General features: G+C 57.3%; 4 protein-coding genes. All 4 read right to left on the reverse strand.

From position 1 onward, the window contains the following. Nucleotides 1–216 precede the first annotated feature (216 nt). On the reverse strand, nucleotides 217–570 hold the full coding sequence (locus tag ACE6ED_RS28120; protein ID WP_410830767.1) for a LytR/AlgR family response regulator transcription factor: 354 nt from the start codon (nucleotides 568–570) through the stop codon (nucleotides 217–219). Between the two features lie 142 nt (nucleotides 571–712). Then, complete coding sequence (locus ACE6ED_RS28125; RefSeq protein ID WP_410830768.1) at nucleotides 713–1,402, reverse strand: S1C family serine protease; 690 nt, start codon at nucleotides 1,400–1,402, stop codon at nucleotides 713–715. Between the two features lie 42 nt (nucleotides 1,403–1,444). Next, nucleotides 1,445–10,588, reverse strand: coding sequence for an S-layer homology domain-containing protein (locus ACE6ED_RS28130; protein WP_410830769.1), 9,144 nt, complete (start codon nucleotides 10,586–10,588; stop codon nucleotides 1,445–1,447). A gap of 179 nt (nucleotides 10,589–10,767) precedes the next feature. Beyond that, nucleotides 10,768–15,486, reverse strand: a complete 4,719-nt coding sequence (locus tag ACE6ED_RS28135) for an S-layer homology domain-containing protein (protein WP_410830775.1) — start codon at nucleotides 15,484–15,486, stop codon at nucleotides 10,768–10,770. Nucleotides 15,487–18,320 lie beyond the last annotated feature (2,834 nt).

Raw genomic sequence — 18,320 nt, forward strand, 5'->3', positions numbered from 1 at the left:
TTTCGTTCGTCGTTACCGCGTCAGCAGCAACTTTTATAATATATCATGTCCGGCGAAGATTTGCAAGCTTTTTTTATTTCTTTTTTTCAGCTCCGCTTTATTATCTCGCGGCCGGAATAAGAATATACCATGCAATCATCACATTGCGCAACAGGAAATATATTGAAAAAGAAGCCTGGCTGTGTGCTGTACAGCCAAGGCTTCTTTTTGGTCCATCTATCTCACACGGGTCAAAGCATCGCATACCCGGCACTCCTGGAGCGGCTTCAGCACATAATCGGCGATTTCATGCTCAAACGCCCATAAGGCATAACGTTTGCTGGAAGTAACAACGATGATTTTTAGATCGGGGCACAGCCCTTTAAGCTGTTCGGCAATGGTCCTTCCCTCAAGGTCCGGAAACTGCATTTCCAGAAACAGCACTCTGGGGCAAAGCCGCTCAATCTCGTTTACCGCCTCCCGCGGATTCAAGGACATGCCGACAACGGCGACTTTCCCTGTGCTCTCCAGCATGATCTTTAGCTGCTGTAAATCTTCGTGGTTCGCGTCCAACAAATAGGCGGTAATCATCCTCTTCCTTCTCCTTTCCGGTTATGAAGCCAAACCGCGTATACGCCGCTGCTCCTGCCCTCTATCGACCTCTTTACGTTCCCGGCAAAATAAAAAGCTGCCCTTGCGGCTTCTGACCGCAATACGGGCAGCTTTTATGCAATCACTTCATAACAGCCGGCAGCACCTCGCGCAGATCGTCCATATCCGCCGCCAGATGAATATTGTCCATCGTCCGCAGCGAACCGGAGATAACGCCGGCCAGCTCCCCTTTTTCATCGATAAGAGGACCGCCGGACATTCCGCTGACCACTTGAGCCGAAGTCAAAATCCGTTCACGGCCATTGATGACAGCGGCTGGATTATTGACAATCCCTTCGGTGATGACCGGTGTATTTTTTAGCGGGTAACCCAGTGCAAATACTTTTTCGCCATGCCGCAGATCGTCTCCCCGAACCGGAAGGAACGGGTAAGCTCCGCCTTTGACCTTGGCAGTTTGCGGGTTCGGAAGCTCCAGCACAGCGACATCTGTTGTTTCATTATATTGAACAACTTTAATCGGACTGACCACCGTGCCGTCATTGAATATCCCTTCAATCCGGCCCGCGTTTTTGACGACATGATAAGCCGTTACCGCCGTGCCGCCTTTTGACAACACGATACCCGAACCGGCCGAATTGGCTTTGTTCTCATTGCCTACCACGCGGATATAAAACAGGGCCCGCTCCGCCTTCACATAGGTATCTTCCGCATTCAGCGCGGCGGGAGCAGAAGCGCTCCCGGTATTCCATGTCATCACGCCGGCCAGCAGCACCGAAATCCAAAGACAGCAGACGATAACTTTTGCTTTCATGTCATTTCTCCTTTAATGCTTATTTCCGCACGGCCCGCACCCTTATTCGGATGCGGCCGTGATTTCCTTGTAAGCCCAATGGGAAGGCTTCAGGTCGGTGTATTTCGTTCCTTCCGCCGTTCCTTTTTTGCCGATAATGCGATTGATCAGAACGACCGCTTGCGCGCGGGTAATCTGGCTTTGCGGTTTAAAGGTCCCATCCGGGAAGCCCTGAACATATCCTGCCTGAATCAGAGCGCTGACGTACTTGGCTGACCAGTGATTGCTCACGTCTTTCAGCTTTGTTTTGACGGCTCCTTCAGTATCCAGGTTGAGAATCCGAGTGACAATCACTGCAAACTCCGCACGGGTCAGGCCTTTTTCTCCGCCAAAGGTACCGTTCGGGTAACCCTGAATAATTCCGGCTGAGGTAAAGAACGCGACGAGATCTTCCTGCCCTGCCTTCACATCGGTAAAGAAGTGCCCTACCGTCACATCCTCCATATCCAGCAGCGGAGCCAGCGCTTCAATCAACTCAAACCGGGTGATGGCCGCATTCGGCTTAAACTGCCCGTTGCTGTAACCCGAAATGTAGCGGACCTCGGAGGCATTTTCTTTCATGCTGTAGCCTGCCGGGCTTACCGTGAAGGTGGCGGAGACAATCCGGTCATCTCCCTCGGTAATTGCCTTGATGGTCATACTTTTTGTAATCAAAATCTCTCCGGTATACCGGATGCTCTTTGCCGTCGGATCGGTGCCGTCGATCGTATAGTAGATCGCTTTGCCCGCTGGGGCGTTCAGCATCAGCTTGCTGTTCACCGCCACCGGAACCGGCTTGCCGTCCGGAGCGTCGACCGCGCCTTTACCGATCTCCAGCGTTAACGCAGGAGCCGGGGTCGGGGTCGGCTTAGGTGTCGGAGACGGCAGGAGCACTACTCCGCCGCCGCCACCACCACCGCCACCGCCGCCAGCCGGAGGAGGCGTCGGACTTGGTGCAGGCGAAGCCGGAAGCTTCGTGAAGCGGACGGCCAGTTCGCTGCTCGGCTCTTTTTCTTCACCAGCTGCGAAAGCGCGAAGTTCAGCCGCTTCCTTAATCAAAATCGGACCCGAATACACTTTGGAATTCAAATCGGGTTTGCTGCCGTCAAGTGTGTAGAAAATCGTTCCGTCCGGCTCCCCAGGCGCAAGAACAACCGTGGTCTCCTTCTCGAAAGGAGAGGTTCCCGATACCAGCACCGGCACAGCCGCCTGGTCGCGGAACACTACCGCAGGTTCAGCAAGGGTCAGCTTCCGGGTCAATCCGTTAACCGATGCGGTTAGAACCACCGGATCTTCTCCCTGCAGCGTGCCTTTGCCCGATTCCAGCTTCACAGCGCCGGATTCCACGCTCCAGGCGAGCCCATTGCCTGCGGACAAGCCAAACGGCGCGCGCACCTTGTTGATCGAATCCTTGCTGTCCCAGAGGACGGCTGCGGAAGCGAGCACCGAAGCATCCTTGCCCTGCAGACTCTTCAGCTGCGGGTACCATCCCGCCTGTGCGGACCATTCGTCCGCAGCAAGCGTCTCCGGCAGTTTGGCGGCCGCAAGCGCCTCAGCCGTTAAACCGGCTGCTTGAGCGTTGTCACCGGCTACTCTTACGCCAGCTTCATTGTAATAAGCGGTGTCCGTCTTCAGCAGCTGACGGTTGTAAACTGTGCCGCTGATGTCCGTTCCGTCCGCCTGGCCGGCGATGCCGCCGAAGAACGTCCGGCCCGGAATAATCCGGCCTTCCGTTGAGGCGACGATCTCGCCTGCACCTACCGCGCCGGATAAGGAACCGCCTGCGGTAAGACCTGCAATCCCGCCAGCCTGCACACGATCCGCACCCGATACGGCGACGCGTCCGGTGTACATCACGGCGTGCAGCTTGCCTTCGTTGCGTCCGGCGATGCCGCCGGCTGCTGCTGCCTTGGCTTCCGCGCGAAGCTCGCCGTAAGCAGCCGACTGGCGGATGTCTCCAGCCGGGGCGTTAACACCGGCGATACCGCCAAGCGTAACGCTGCGTTCCGCCGCTTGTTCAGCCGATACAGCCACGGAGGACACCGACGTGCTGATTTGGCCTTCGTTGACACCGGCAATGCCGCCTGCAAGCTCGCCTTTAAAGGTGAGCTGGCCATGGGCAGCCGCGCCGTTGATCGTGCCGCTGTTTACACCGGCGATACCGCCGATTTCCGTTTCGCCCGACACCGTAACGTCCTTAACTGTAACACCCTCCAGCGTACCCATGTTGCGTCCGGCTGCGATACCCACCGCCTTAACGCCGGATACAACCGGCTGTTCGAAGATTACATTGCGGATAACGCCGGTGTTTTCGGTGACGAAACCTGTGCCGTCTTTTTCCGAAATCAGACGCAGCCCGCGAATGACATGGCCTTGTCCGTCAATTACGCCGGAGAAGCCTTCAAAAGGAATCCAGCCGCCGTGCAGCTCAATGTCCGCTCCGAGTGTAATGGTACCTCTTGCCGGAATTGCATTGGCGGTACGGTTATAGAGACGGTAGTAATCCAGTCCTCCTGCATTGTTCAAGAGCACCTCTCCGCGAAGCTGGGCTTCGCTGAGTACCGGCACGGATGCCGATGTGCTGTTAAGCGTCAGATTAGTCTCATAATCATAATACCAGCTGCCCGTTTCCAGCGGACTGTAAGCCTCCACAGCCGCAGCTTCCGCCGCAGCGCCCGCATTACGTCCCACCGCAGCCAGGGAAGCCGGCCCCGTGTAGGTCGATGCGTTTACTTTTCCGTCGCGGAAGTTGTAACCGATAAGAGCGCCTTTGTACACATTACTGCCCTCGGCTTTTACGCCGATGACTCCTACATGCGCATAAACCTCTTTGATGAAGCCGTCGTTGTACCCTGCAAAACCGCCCGTGTACGAACGGGTAGCCGACTTGGTTCCCGCCGCTTCCACTTTTGCCTGCAGTGCATAAGAGCGTTCAATGCTTCCCGCCCGTTCCACTACAGCGGCGAAGCCGCCTGTGCGTGTGTCGAGGCCGGTATTGCTGATATTGCCTGATGCATATGCTTCGCTGATCTTATAGTGGTCTGCCGACCCGGCAAAACCGCCCGCATAAGATCCGCTGACCGAGCTGACCGTAACCGGTCCTGCGGCATAGGCATGATGAATCGTGCCTTCACCCAAATCCAGCTCGCCCAGCAGGCCGGCAAAACCGCCCGCCGCAATGGCATCATCCGCATTCGAGTTCTTCACCTCTACCGGGATCTCCGAGTAGGAATGCGTAATTTTGGTATGATCCGCTGTTCCGGCGAACCCGCCGGCACGTGTAAACGGCAGGGTGTCCTCAAGCGTAACGGAGGTTCCCGCCGCAATGGTCTTGCCGCCGGAAGCAAGCGCTTTGGTGTAATGGAATTCACCATGTTCGGCCGCTCCCGCAATGCCGCCTACGCGGTAACGGGTGCTGCCTTCGGCATTCACTCCGCCGCTAAACGACGAGCTGACCGTAATCCCGCTGCTGCTCACGCCGGTGATACCGCCGGCCGTAATGGAGCGTCCGCCGTTTGCCGCAACGTCCGCTGCGGATTTTGATTCATAAATTGACGCCGACCGGTTCACGCCGGTCAGACCGCCCACTGCAAGCTCGGCTTTGGAGCCAGCGCCGTTCAGCCGGACGGAGCCGTCTTTTACCTCAACATGGTAAGCCCCTCTGTAGAGCGGAGCTTGGCGGCCGAAGTCAAAGGACTGGTGGATGCCCGTAGTCTCCAACAGACCTGCAGCACCGCCTGCGGCGCTTTCGCCTTCCGAACCTTGAACCGTGATATCCGGTTTAACGGCAGCTTGGTCAATAATCGAATCCATCGCTTGACCGGCGATGCCGCCTGCATAAACCGTCTCTCCGCCGCCGCGGATGACCGCGGCCGCTTCCAGCTTGTGCACCGCCGCATTTTGCAGCTTACCGGCAATGCCGCCGGCCACGGACCGGGCTGCGGACGAAGCTTTTATGCCAATTTGGCCGACTGAAGAATTTTCCAGATCAAACCGGTTGGTTCCCTGGCCTTCCTTCACGCCGACAATGCCGCCGATCGTTCCGCCGCCGACAAGCTGCTCGCCTGCCGCATCAGCGGTAACTTTCAGTTCTGCCAGAGTGCTGCCGGTCTCGGAATAACCGATGATGCCGCCCAGCACGGAATCCGTTCCGGATGCTTCAACCGCACCATCCTTAAAGGACAGCGTCAAGTTCTCGGCTTTCCCCGAAACATGGCGTCCGATTACGCCGCCGACAACGCTGCCTTCACCCGATGCGGCAATCCGGTAGCCGGACACAACATCCATCGAAATAGCTGTAACGTTGCCTTCCTGCACACCCACAGCGCCGCCGATCACCGCTTGATCGACTGTGCTGCCGATGCTGCCGCCGGCTCCTGTGATCGAAAACGTTTCTTTTTCCAGTGCCGAACGGTTCTCACCGACGATGCCGCCGGCAACGGAGTTTGCATACACCGCTTCTACGCGTCCGCCCCCGTCAAGAACGAGATTCAGCGATTTGATGGAACCGGTGTTCCGGCCGATCACGCCGCCTACGATGCCGCCGGCTACTTTGGCGCCGTCCGTTAGATGGATGCGTACAGCGGATACTTCACCCAAATTCAAGCCGGCAAGAGTACCTGTATAACGGTTGCCCGCTACCGACAGCGGTTCGAGATTGACGTTCTTGATTTCCGCCAGTTTACCTGTTACTCCAAACAAGCCGGAATAATCGTGAACCGCCAGTACGGTCAAGCCGTCGATCAAATGGCTGCCGCCGTCAAACGTTCCTTCAAAAGCAAGCTCTTCTGAAGCCCCGATCGGCTCCCACTGCTTCGACTGAATATGAATCGGGTTCGCCACCGTGATGGTACGCCCTTCGAAATCAAACGGCTCCACGCCGACGATCGAGCCATTGACGATTGCGGCTAGACCAGCCAGCTCCGCCTCGCTTTTGATCTCAAACTGGATCGCATCCTTATCCCGCATATACCAGTTGATGTTGGCGTTCACGCCGCTTCCGGCGTCGCCGCCTGTGTTCGCGGTACGGTTAACTTCGGGATATTTGTATTCGGCATTTAGAGAGCCGTATTTCCAGGCTGTTGTAAAGTCCCAGCCGGACAATCCCGGGAATACCTTCCGGTCGCTGAGCGTATCCGACAGGATGGTGCTGAGCCGCGCACCGGCGTTTTGCCAGCGGTAGTTCCCTTCTGCAAAATCGGGCAGATCGGTGTTGATGTTTTTGCTTTCATCTTTAATATAGTAGGATTTCAGCAGCAGCTCCCGGCTTGCATTATCGTAACGGCCGGCAAAACCGCCCGCATACGAACCTGCAGCCGCCGGCAGCACGGTAACCTCCGCCGCCGAATAACTGTTTGAAACCTTGCCGTTTACAATCCGGCCAACAAATCCGCCCGCATAGGAACCGGAGCGGCCAGCCGTTACACTTTTGGCTACATAAGAGTTTTTGATTGTGCCTTCACGATGTTCGCCGACCAGGCCGCCGACGATCATGTAAGCTCCATCGGCCGTCACCTTGGACGCGCTGTAAGACTGCTCGATGGAACCGGTATTGCGTCCAACCAGACCGCCAAGGAAAACGGATTGGTTCTGCTTGCCCGCCGCCTTACTGGTCACGTCGATGTCCACATAAGAACCTTGAATCCGGCCGGCATTGTCTCCTACGAGACCGCCTGTCAGCGCGCCCGCGCCTTCCACCGTCAGATTCGCATTGGAGTACGTGTAGTACAGCGCAGCGTTTGCCGTATTTTTGGCAGCCAGGCCGCCTACCACGGAGCCTGCGCCTCTGGAGATCACCGTATTTTTGTCGGCGATGCTGTTATTGGCGATCAAAGTCCGGTTTTCGCCCGCCATGCCGCCGATCAAAGCGTTCGGCGCCGTGGAGGTAACCGAACCGACTACCCGACTGTTCTGGATCGAGCTGATGGCCGTGGACGGATTCGCCGCAGGATCGGTTTCCCGCGCATCGTTCAGACCCACAAAGCCGCCTGCAAGCGTGCCTTCCGCCTTGTCATTCACCTTTACACTGAATCCTGTAATGACGTTTTGGGTCAAAATCGCCGAGTTAGAGCCTGCATGATGGCCCGCAAGTCCGCCTGTGTAAGACTGGGGACCGCTAACCAGCAGGTTCACCGTTTTGCCGACCAGGCTGTCGAGTCTCGACTTGTCGCTGAAGCCCAGCAATCCGCCGGCTTTTGCCGACACCGCAGTCTCGGAAGCAGTAATCAGCACGTTTTCGAGGTTCACCGTTTTGGCGTCGCCCCTTACGATGCTGCCGCCGGCATAGCCGGCGATGCCGCCCATTTGGCCGTTTGCGCCGGTAAGCACGAGATCAACCGTATCCGGCGTTACGGCACGGAGTACAGGCACCAAAATTTCGGTCTGTACCGCGGAGCCGGCCACGCCGCCGATCCGGGCAGCTTCCCCTTCAGCCCGGATCAGTGTTTCCGGACCGGACAGCAGCTGCGGAGTTGCGATTTTTGCCCGGAGGGTCCCGTCAGCCGCGCCTTCGGAACGTCCAGCGATACCGCCAATTTCGGCGCGCTCGCCAGTGGAGCGGATCGCCACCGTCTCGGCATGCATATCGGTAAGCGTACCGGCGTTCAGACCGGCGATGCCGCCCGCGTTGTTTGTGCTGCCGCTTTCTTCAATCGTGATACGCTGCGCTTTGCTGGCAGGCACACTGCCCCGGTTGACGCCATACAGGCCGCCGATCCGTCCTGCCGTGCTTTCCGCTTGAAACGTTACATCGGAAGCGGTCAAGCTGCTGGCATCCGGGCTGATGTTCGCCTCGTTTACGCCCAGCAGACCGCCTGCAGCCGCGGCATCCGCCGTCAGCCGCATGGATACGCGTTCCGCCTGAAGGTAAAGCTCAGGCGAACGGTTCAGGCCCACCGCGCCGCCATAGGTGCCGCTTGCCGCCTGTACAACAGCCTCGATATCCGATACGAGGACCGGCGAACCGGCTTGTCCAACCTTTGCCGTTTCGCTTAACGTACCGGCAATCGCACCAAACGTATAATGGCTTCTGCCGCTGTCCGTAAGCATGGCAATCCGCGCTGCGGAGCTGTCCGTAAGGCTCACCGCCTGCTCATTCAGCCCGACGATGCCGCCCGCCGTGATGCGGTCGATGCCGTCCACCGAGCCGGGAATATTCGTCTGGATACGGACACTGTCGTAGCCCGTATAACCGTTGTCGCCTGCGGTGATGCCCGTTACGGTTCCTTGGGCGCTGCCCGCTGCGCCGCCGATTACGCCGCCCGCAAAAGTGGCGGTAAATTCGGTGTAGCGCACCTTGGAGTTCTCCAGTGTCCCGTTCAGGTAGCCGGCCAGACCGCCCACGGTGCCGTCGGCTGTAACCGAAGCGTAAGCCGCCGCAGTTCCTGCGGCAGACGAACCGCGAAGCGTGCCCTCTTCAAAAGTACCGGCAATGCCGCCTGTGTAAGCGTTCAGTCCGCCGGTCACCAGCATCCGGCCGCTGTATGCCGCGCCATCAATGATGCCGCCCGTCATGGAGCCGACGATACCGCCTGTACGAATCTGCGATTCAGGCGTTGCGGCTTCCGCATGAACGGTGATGGAGTTCTTGAACGCCGCCCCGGAGATCAGCCGGTCCGCGCCGTCCTTGTCCACGATGCCAACAAATCCGCCCGTGTACAATTTGGCCGTTCCGTTTACGGTAATGTCGCCCGTGCTGACCGCATTGGTCACCGGCGTTCCGCCCGAACGGGCATACGCACGGTTGCCGGTAAGGCCTCCCGTGTAGACCCCTGTTCCGGCATCCACCGTAAGGCTGCCGCTGTTCGCGTACGCTTCTTTGCCTGCATTCTCCAGCAGCACCCGGCTGCTGGAGAAGCCGACAAGTCCGCCGGTATAGACTTCATTCGGCTTGCCGTTGACTGCAATCGCACCGGTGTTTTTTGCCTGTCCGCCAAAGGACAAAACACCGTCGATGTGGCCGATCAAACCGCCCGTATGCACCAATTGGCTGCCCGAAGCGGTAATGGCATTTGCATTCGTGTAGCTCTCTGTCCAGGTAAACGGACTGGCGATTTCACCCGCGATACCGCCGGTGAACACCCGGCTTCCGCCATTGTTGATGACTGGAGCGGTATGCGCAAAAGTTACCTGGAACACCGGATTTGCTTGTGCCGACTGAATCGAACCAATCAGACCCCCGGCATAGCTGCCCACAGCGTCCGGAGCTGCAATCTCTACCTGTCCGCCGCTGGTTGTCAGATTGGAGAAGCTGACCGCTCTCTCCGCCCGGCCGACAATCCCGCCGGCGTAATTCACGGTGCCGCCGTTTACCGTCACCGCGCCGGAGTTAATAATCGGCGTCTCATCTTCATGCATGTTCAAAGCGCCAAGCGCGTTCCCCGCAATACCGCCCGCCACGCCTTGTCCGCCCATGGCGTTGACCGTAACGGGAGCGCTGTTGGCCACCTTTTTAATCTTCGCGCCGGCTGCGTCCACATAACCAACGATCCCTCCGGCAAAAGCATGATGGCCCGCTGTAACCGGACCCGCATTCTCGGAGTTCGAGACCGCACCTTCGGCGGAGCCTACAATCCCGCCCGCGTAAGCGCGGAAGGGCGATCCGTCCGCGTCAACAGGGATCTCGTTCGCAATGTTGTACACGGTGCTGTTGCCGGTCATTTTACCGACAGCGGAGCCCGCATAAACATCATAAGTCACACCGGTTACACTGACCGCGCCATTTACAAAATGGAATCCGCCCACAGTTCCGCCAGCCATGTGGCCGACCAGACCCTGATAATCATAACTTCCTGTGGCGTTTAATCCTCTAATTTCAAACGTGGCGCCGCCCTTCGAGATCAGCGTCCCCCGAAACGGCTTGTCCGCCGTCCCGATCGGCACCCAAACCGCTCTGGACAAATCCATATCGCGGGTAACCTCAAAGATTTTATTCGCGAAACCCCCGATTTTACCGTCTTTATCGTCATTTACAAGCTGTGCGATGCCCGCAAGCTTCTCTTCACTGTCAATGGTATACGTCTGATAGGTCGGATCGTACCATGAGACCACCGCTTCGGAATCCCAGGTCTGCCCGTCCGCTTTCGCCATCAGGCCGCCGGCAACGGCGACAACGCCCAGAAACAACAGCGTGAATCCGAACGCGAGGAGGGACCTCTGCTTCCTTGCCAATAACTCCACCACCTAAATAGATTTCGCGTGCCGCCTAATTCGGCTGTAGGCCGTTCCCGGCCGCTAAGTTCTAACTGAACCGCCGCTCCCCGGGAAATTTGCAAAAAAACTGAGTTAAGGAACCCGGCGGACAGCCTCGCCTCTCTACTTCAAAGGCGGGACCGCCGCAGATATCCGTGTTACTTGGTCAAAAACTCCTCCAGCCGGATGGCGATGGCTGCCGCCTGCGCACGGGTGAGTGCGTCCTTCGGTTGAATCCGGTTGTGTTCTCCAAGAATAATGCCGTTTTTGATGCTCAGTGCAACAGGCTTCCGGGCCCATGCCGGAAGGGTGCTGCGGTCTTCAAACGCGGCGAGAATCGCCGTCGTCTCCGCATCGCTCAGCTCTTCACCGGCTCCTGCCGCTTCGAGCAGTCTGCCGGCCATAGCCATCGCTTCCATACGGGTAAGCGCGGCCTGCGGAGAATACGCTCCGCCGCTGGTTCCGTTGACAATGCCGAGCTTCGCCGCAATCGATACGCTGCGCTCATACCAGCTGCCCTGCTTCACATCGGCGTAGCTTCCTTCTCCGCTGCGGTTCATCAAGCCCGCTGCGCGCAGCAGAATCGTCGGATACTCGGCGCGTGTCACCTTGCTGTTCGGATCAAACGCGCTGCTGTTCTTGCCGAGCACAATCAGCTTCGCAGCCGCAGCCGCAATGCTCTTCGCCGCCCAGTGTCCGGCAGGCACATCTTTAAAGGTCTTGCTGCCGCTCAGGAAGAACAAGCTTCCCGGTCCGGTAAGCTGAACCTCCAGCGCGCTGCCCGCACCCGCCGCTTTAAACGGCAGGGTCGTCCAGCTGCCCGTTTCGTCCAGGAGAACGACAGCCGTTACTTTGTTTGCAGCCGTGCCATCCGGAAGATTTACCGTTGCTTTCAGAGCCGGAGTCCAGCTTGCTTCCGGCACATTGGCCGTCAGCGTCATGCCTTCGCCCGCGGCAAGCACGGATGCGCCCAGTCCCTGCACAATACTGCCGACTTTGTCTTTTCCAGCCTGGCTGTTTTTGCCAAGCGTCACTGTCAGATCGCCGTTTGCCGTTTTAAGCCGGTCTGCGGTCCATTCCAATCGGCCTTGCGGCAGCTCAAGAATCAAGCTGCGGCCCTGCTGGATCAGACGGTCGATGACCGCCCGGTCTACCTTAAAGGTAAAGCTGTTGGCCTGACGATCCGAAGTAGCTGCTACTACATCTCCTTCGGTTCCAGCGGAATCCGCCGTAACGTGGATAGTCGCATCCGCGCCGCTCCACTCAATAACGGCCGCTTTGCCGTTCACCGTCACCTCTACGCCTTCCGGCGTTTTGGCCGGTTCCTTCGCCGGCTCCGCTGCACCACCGCCACCGCCACCGCCGCCTCCGCCGATCGTACCCGGAATGCCCGGGGTTGGAGGTGCGGGAACATACGGACGGGATCCCCACAGCTGTGCCGGGATCAATCCCGATGCGGCCATCGCCAGCTTGCCGCTGGAGGTCCGCTTGGCGACAACAAGAATGTCGCCTGAATACGCCGGGATGATGCCGTTAGCGGGAAGCAGTTCCCAAGAGCTGAGATCAGCTTCAAAGGCCGGAACTTCCGCCGGGGTGCCGTTATGGAACACCTTGTAGGCCAACTGCTGTCCGGTCATATCTCCGGCATCGTTGACGGTCAGGCGCGTAACCGCACTGTTGCCGCTAACCGGGGAGGCGGATACCGCTATAGTTCCAAGCGCCACCGGTTTGTCGTAAGCAAAGCTGGCCACAGCCATTCCTTCCAGCGTAACGCCTTCCGCTACTTCATACTCCGCACGGATCAGGTTGGAACCTACGCCCGTGCCTGTCACCACACCATTCGCAAGCTCGGCCGTATCGCCAATAGCCAGAGTGTAGGACAGCTTCGGATCATTCAGCGCCACTGGCTTGTCTTCATGGGTCCGGTTGCCGTTCTGATCCTTGCCCGTATATCTTCTCAGACTCACTTCAAGCTTCGCGCTTTCGCCCGGCTGCTTCCCGATCGGCTTCACAATCAATTCAGCCGGAGCCTCAAAGCCGCCGTTCGTAACGCTGACGGCTGCGCTGTTGCGGTTGCCCGCTTTGTCTTTGGCCACGAATTGCAGCTCGGCCGTCGGTCCGTTATTCGGCACCGGTACCCGAGCGTTGAAGCTGCCGTCTTTGGCCACTTCAACCTTCGTGCCGGCAACCGTAAGTTCGGTATCCGCGGAAGTGCTGCCGACAACGGCAATACTTCCGTTCTCCGTCCGCTGTCCGGTCGTCGGCTGCTCCAGATACAGCACCGGCGCCAGGGTATCCACATTTAAATACATCATGGTTACCGACACATCCCGTGTTGCCAGGCTGCGCGCCCGCAGTTCAACGGCGAATCTTCCGTCCGTCTGGAACTTGTCGAGCGGCAGGCTCGCTTTGGCCCCCGCGGTAACCGTCGCCTTGACCGGTTTCCCATCCGCAGACAGCAGCGGCTCATTGTTGTAATAAGCGGTCACCTCTACGTTCTGATCCGCGGACAGCACTACCGTCTGCTCGGTTTTGCTTGTGGTCACTTCGTAGAACTTGCCGCCCTCCACCGTTGCTCCTTCCATGCCGATTGTCAATTTCGGCAGCTTCGGAACCGGCAGCAGCTCGTTAGAACTGTTGACGGCTTCGGCATAGTGGTAGTTTTCGTTCGGGTCTTTGGCCGCGGTCGGCTTGGTAGCCGCCGATACGCCAAGCGTATAGTAGCCTCCTACTTCAAGTCCCGTATACTTGATTTCTTCTTTAGTGAAGTCGATTTGGGCCAGGCCGGACTCGCCGTTCTCTCCCATTCCCTCCGTGCTGAGCGGCGTGTTCGCCGTCCAGCCGCCAACCGGAATGTCTTCGTAACGTCCGGTCGCCTCATTAAAGTAAGGCTTCAGTTCATCTTCCGTAAACAAAATCTCGCCGAAATTGGAGTAAGACTCCAGTTTCCCGCCGTTTTTGCGCAGCGCTTCAATCACATAGCTGTGCTCAAAGCCTTCATGGCCCGCTTTGTGAGCGGCCGGTTTGAACGACAGGGCGAACAGCCCGTTGCCTGCCGGCTCAATCTTTACATCACTGACCGCGCCGGGTGCCAGCGGATCGATGATTTCAAACTTTTCCGCCGACGTCTTGGTGGCAAAAGTGGACTGCGAGGACAGCTCCGCGCGCAGATAATAGTCGCCTTGTCTCAGCAGGCCGCGGATGTCTTCGGTGCCGCCCATCATGGTCACCTGGGTAACGTCAATTTCGGTGCTGCCGCTTGTAACGCCGCTGTTTTCGCCGCCATTCTTCGCAACAGGAAGTCCTTTGGCGATCAGCATGCCCGCGTCTCCCGGCTCCAGGATCGTTGTTCCGTCTTCGAGCTTGGACGTGTTATTCGTCACCGGCTCCTCCGACAGATACAGATTGATCGTATCGCCTTCCTTCGCGTTCTCCACTTTCCAGCTGGCCGTAAATTTGTTCGGGCTGGCTTCATTGTTCGCCAGCTTGATTTCATTCAGCTTCGGTGCGGTCGGAATGTTCAGCAGCTTGGTTTCCACCGCATCTTCCGCGGTAAGCGTCCATACGCCGCCTTTTACCGCGTCTTCAGGTTTAATCAAAATATACGCTCTGCGGATGTCCGTGCCGTCCGCCGAATCAGCCGAGGAAATGACCTGGGTGAAGGCGTTGGCTTTCGGATTCGTGTTGGTGTTGTCAAAGATAACCGGGTAAAGTTCACCCGATGCCTTTTTAAGCGTAAATTTCGGCATTTCTTTGGAGTCATAGCGCACCTCGATCACGCCGTTGCCGGAGACGCCGCCCATCGGAATGGAATGCACTCTTCCGCCGCCGCTCGATTCGATGCCGCCGACGCCCATGTTCATCGCATCGCTTTCGATGGTTTGAACACCTTCTTCGACCTCATGATACGTAATTTCCGTGCTCAGTTCTTCCGTATCGATCCAGGAGGTAGCCACTGTCGTAGCGCCTTCCCCGATGACCATCAGACGTGGTCCAAGATCCGGATCGTTGACCACCAGGTGCACCAGTCCATCCGGCAGATTGTCGCTGGATGTGCCGAATTCAATTCCCCCGCCCCAGTAATACGTAATGCCGAGCGAGATAAACAGCACCCCGATGCTGCCCCATACTTTATCGTTATTGATACCGAAGAACACGCTCGACAGCGGCATACCGCCTACAAGCGGCACATCACTCGGGATTTGGACTCTTGATCCGATATACCCTTCGAAGTCGGTCCGGTTTTTCTCCAGATTTTGTCCGACAAAAATACCCGCTTTGCCGATAATGACATCCCAGCCGCCGATGTCCACTTCCGCTTCGACTCTGACGAACCACGGCGTAACCCACTGGGCTTCCAGCAGCGCCTTGGTCAGCATCGGCATCAGTTCCTCGCCGCTCGGCTCGGTGGAGAAATCCAGCTTGCCTTCGATCTTCAGTCCCGTACGTTTAACGGTCAGATCGACATCGCCGAAGAAGTACGCCGGCGTAATGCCGAAACGCATGCCTACGCCCGCTTCCACCGTCAGCGGGAACGGATCGCTGCTTGAGCCTCCGGCAATGGTGTCAGCCAGCTCGCGGACCGCGCCGCGGACCGCCGTCAGGTACGTGGCGCCGGTGACAAGGATACCCGGTTCGGGCAGCGTTGTGCTGAATCCGATCACATCGGGCAGCACCCGGCCGTCCGCCACTTGTTTCAGTCCAAGCTCAATTCCGACCTCCAGCATGTTTTTCAGTTCAGCATCGAACTTCAGGCCGTATTGGTTCGGATGATCTTCGTTGTACTCCACATAATGTGTGATATTGATTTCGCCGCTTGCGCCTTCGACTTTGGAGTTTTCTTTTTTCTTGGGCGCAAACAGGCCCATGCTCTCCATCAGATCGAATTTCAGTGCGGCGTCAATCCCGTAAAAACCTTCGTTGTTAAACACGACATTATTGATCTCTGCCTCCAGCACCTTCAGCGAAATCGATCCGCCGAAAGAGATGCCGCCGTTGCGCAGAATAAAGTCGTTGAACGTGAGGCCAAACCCTTCAATATTGAAGCTTGGCGCTGCGAACAGGGAATGCTTATTGAAATACACCGGCTCCAGCATGACTTGTCTGAGCGGATTGAGTCTGTCGCCCACACCGCCGACCGCCCATTTCAGGCTGCCGTTTTGGCTGTCGTCTTCCGGATTGCCTTTGCTGTCCGGTACGCCGCCGTTGCCGTCTTTGCCGCCTTCTTCTTCGCCCGGCTCTTCCTCTTCTTCGTCTCCTTCGTCATCGCCTTCGTCTTCCGGGTCCTCGGAGGATTTGTTGAAGCCGTTGAAGAAGTCCAGCGTCCATTCGCCTTCATGGAAAATAAATCCGCTGGCGTCCACGCTCAGCGTTCCGTCACCCTTAATGAACAGGGTGTCAAGGAACGGCATGTTCTCGTAGCCGTCGATCCGGTCCGCCACATTAAAAATATCGAGTTTGCCGCGGACAAACACCATGTCTTTGCCTTTATAGGCAACCGCTTCGTTAATGATCGCCGGCTCGGTTTGGGTATCCACCACGACCTGCTGTTCCGCACCGGTGCCAACCTGTTTGATCATGCCGCGGATGACCACAAGCACTTCACGGTCCGCGCCTTCTTCTTCTTCAAACTCCTCCAGCTCTTCATCCGTTTCAAACAGCTGGTAGTTGTAAAGCGGAACCTCTTTCAGCGACTCATCGTCCATAAATTCGGCCAGGTCGAATCCGGGGTCAACCGCTTTACTCGCCACGCCGAACAGCGCTTTGGTCTTCTTGAACGCGTCCAGCTGTGCCTTCAGGCTGCTGCCCGAGGTAAACGGTTCACCCGGGAACAGGCTGTTAAGCTGCTCCAGCAGATCTTCCCTGACGGTCTGGCCGACGGCCGCTCCGCTCAGGTCTACATTTTCTTTATAGAGCGCCAAAATGTTGGCTTCCCTGATCCGGGTTTCTTCATTGTCCGAGACAACAAAGGTCTGATCGGTTGTTACATCGTACAGCTCCTGGGCATCTTCGTCGCCCGATTCGCCGCCTTTGTAATCGAGCTCCACCTGATATTCGCCCAGCGGCAGCTCAGGTCCAAGCCCGGCCTGAATGATCTGGCCTGCGGCGTCAACCTCATCGCCGCCCCGGTACGTAATGCGCATATCGCCCGTCAGGCCGTCGTCCGTCGGCTGAATCAGCACGGAATCCTGTACGGGAACCTTGTAACGTTTGCCGGTAATGATTTCTTTAAGGTACAGGTCAAAGTTCGCAGGCGTCTGCGCATTGCCCGTATTGTAAGCTTCGATGTTGGACAGGTTCAGCGTGATGTACTTGATGTCCGTGCTGAACAATTCGGTTGGCGATAAGCCGTAGGCGTAAGTCCGCACCGCTTCGCCTACTGCGGGAAGCAAAATAAAGTTGCTTTTGCTTGCCTCATACTGCGCCTTGATGCTGTCGTCCTTCACGCCTTCGATTGCGGCCCGGGTTTCCGGACTGCGGGCGGTAAGCATATATTCGCGGGTCACCGGCCAAGGTTTGCCTTTGGCCACCACTTTAAAATTGGCGGTAACCGTGTCGCCCGGCTTGTATTTCGGCTGAATGCCTTTCTCCGCTTCCTCCGGCGTGGCCGTCTTGCGGAATTCAAGCACTTTGCTGCGGTACGATTCCGTAACGGGCAGGCCGTCTTTCATGACGACTTTGCCGGATTCATCCAATTTGGCGAAGCTGAGGCCGCTTTGCAGCGTAAGCTCCACTTCAACTTTGGAATGCTCCTGATTGAAGGCGGGGAGATTTTCTACCTCTGCAGTAATGTCAAACAGCCCGTTTTCATTCAAAGTGTCCTTGTCCTTCAGGGCCATTTGCTGCACCTGGTCCACATAACGGATGGAGAATACCTTGTCCGGCGCAATGATTTCGCCAAGTCCATAGATGGTCTCAAACGTCTGGGACGCTTTGGGCGCAATTTTATCCGGATTCCAGTAAAAAGCGACCGCGGAGTCCGCCGTACCGTAATCGTTGGTATCGCGGGTGAAATCCAGATTGCCGTTGGGCTTGTAATCCCACTTCGTATTCGCCAGGCCGTTCCAGTGGCCGACGATCATTTCATCCACGATGTTGATGTTGCTCTCTGCAAAGTTGTTGAAGCCGTAGGCGACCACATTTGTCGCCATCGGGTTGTCGAGATCCAGCTTGTCTCTCATCACCCAGTAGGATGGCAGCTTATAAAATGCCGTATCTTCCTCGGGGATGCCGATGCTGGCCGGGTCATGCACCAGCTTGCGCTCCACCATCAGCGGCGCCCGGGAGGCGGTGCCGATCTGGAACTGCGGGCCGTCATTGCCGCCTACCATCGTATCGAGCATAATCCGCGATCCAACTTCGACGTTCGCGCCGGAAGTATTCGTCACTTCATAACGAATATTCACGTTGCCGGCATTAACGAGATCCTTGCTGTCGGTGTAAAGCATAAGGATCTGTTTGATCTGGACGCCCTTGATGCTCCAGACCGTCTCGATCTGGCGGGTGCCGTTCGGGTTGGACACGATGACCGGTTTGGTCGTCTCGGAGAAAAAGTTTGCTCCAAATTTATAAGGATTGCCGAAAATATAATCCGTTCCGTCGATTTTGAACGTCGTAAACGAAGACTCCGGATTGTCTCCGGCGAACAGCATGTTGACGTTCTGGTCTTTTTTGCGGACCGGTTGTCCTTCAACCGTCCGGATGCCGTAAC

The sequence above is a fragment of the Paenibacillus nanchangensis genome (assembly GCF_046543445.1).
GTDB lineage: Bacteria > Bacillota > Bacilli > Paenibacillales > Paenibacillaceae > Paenibacillus_AQ > Paenibacillus_AQ nanchangensis.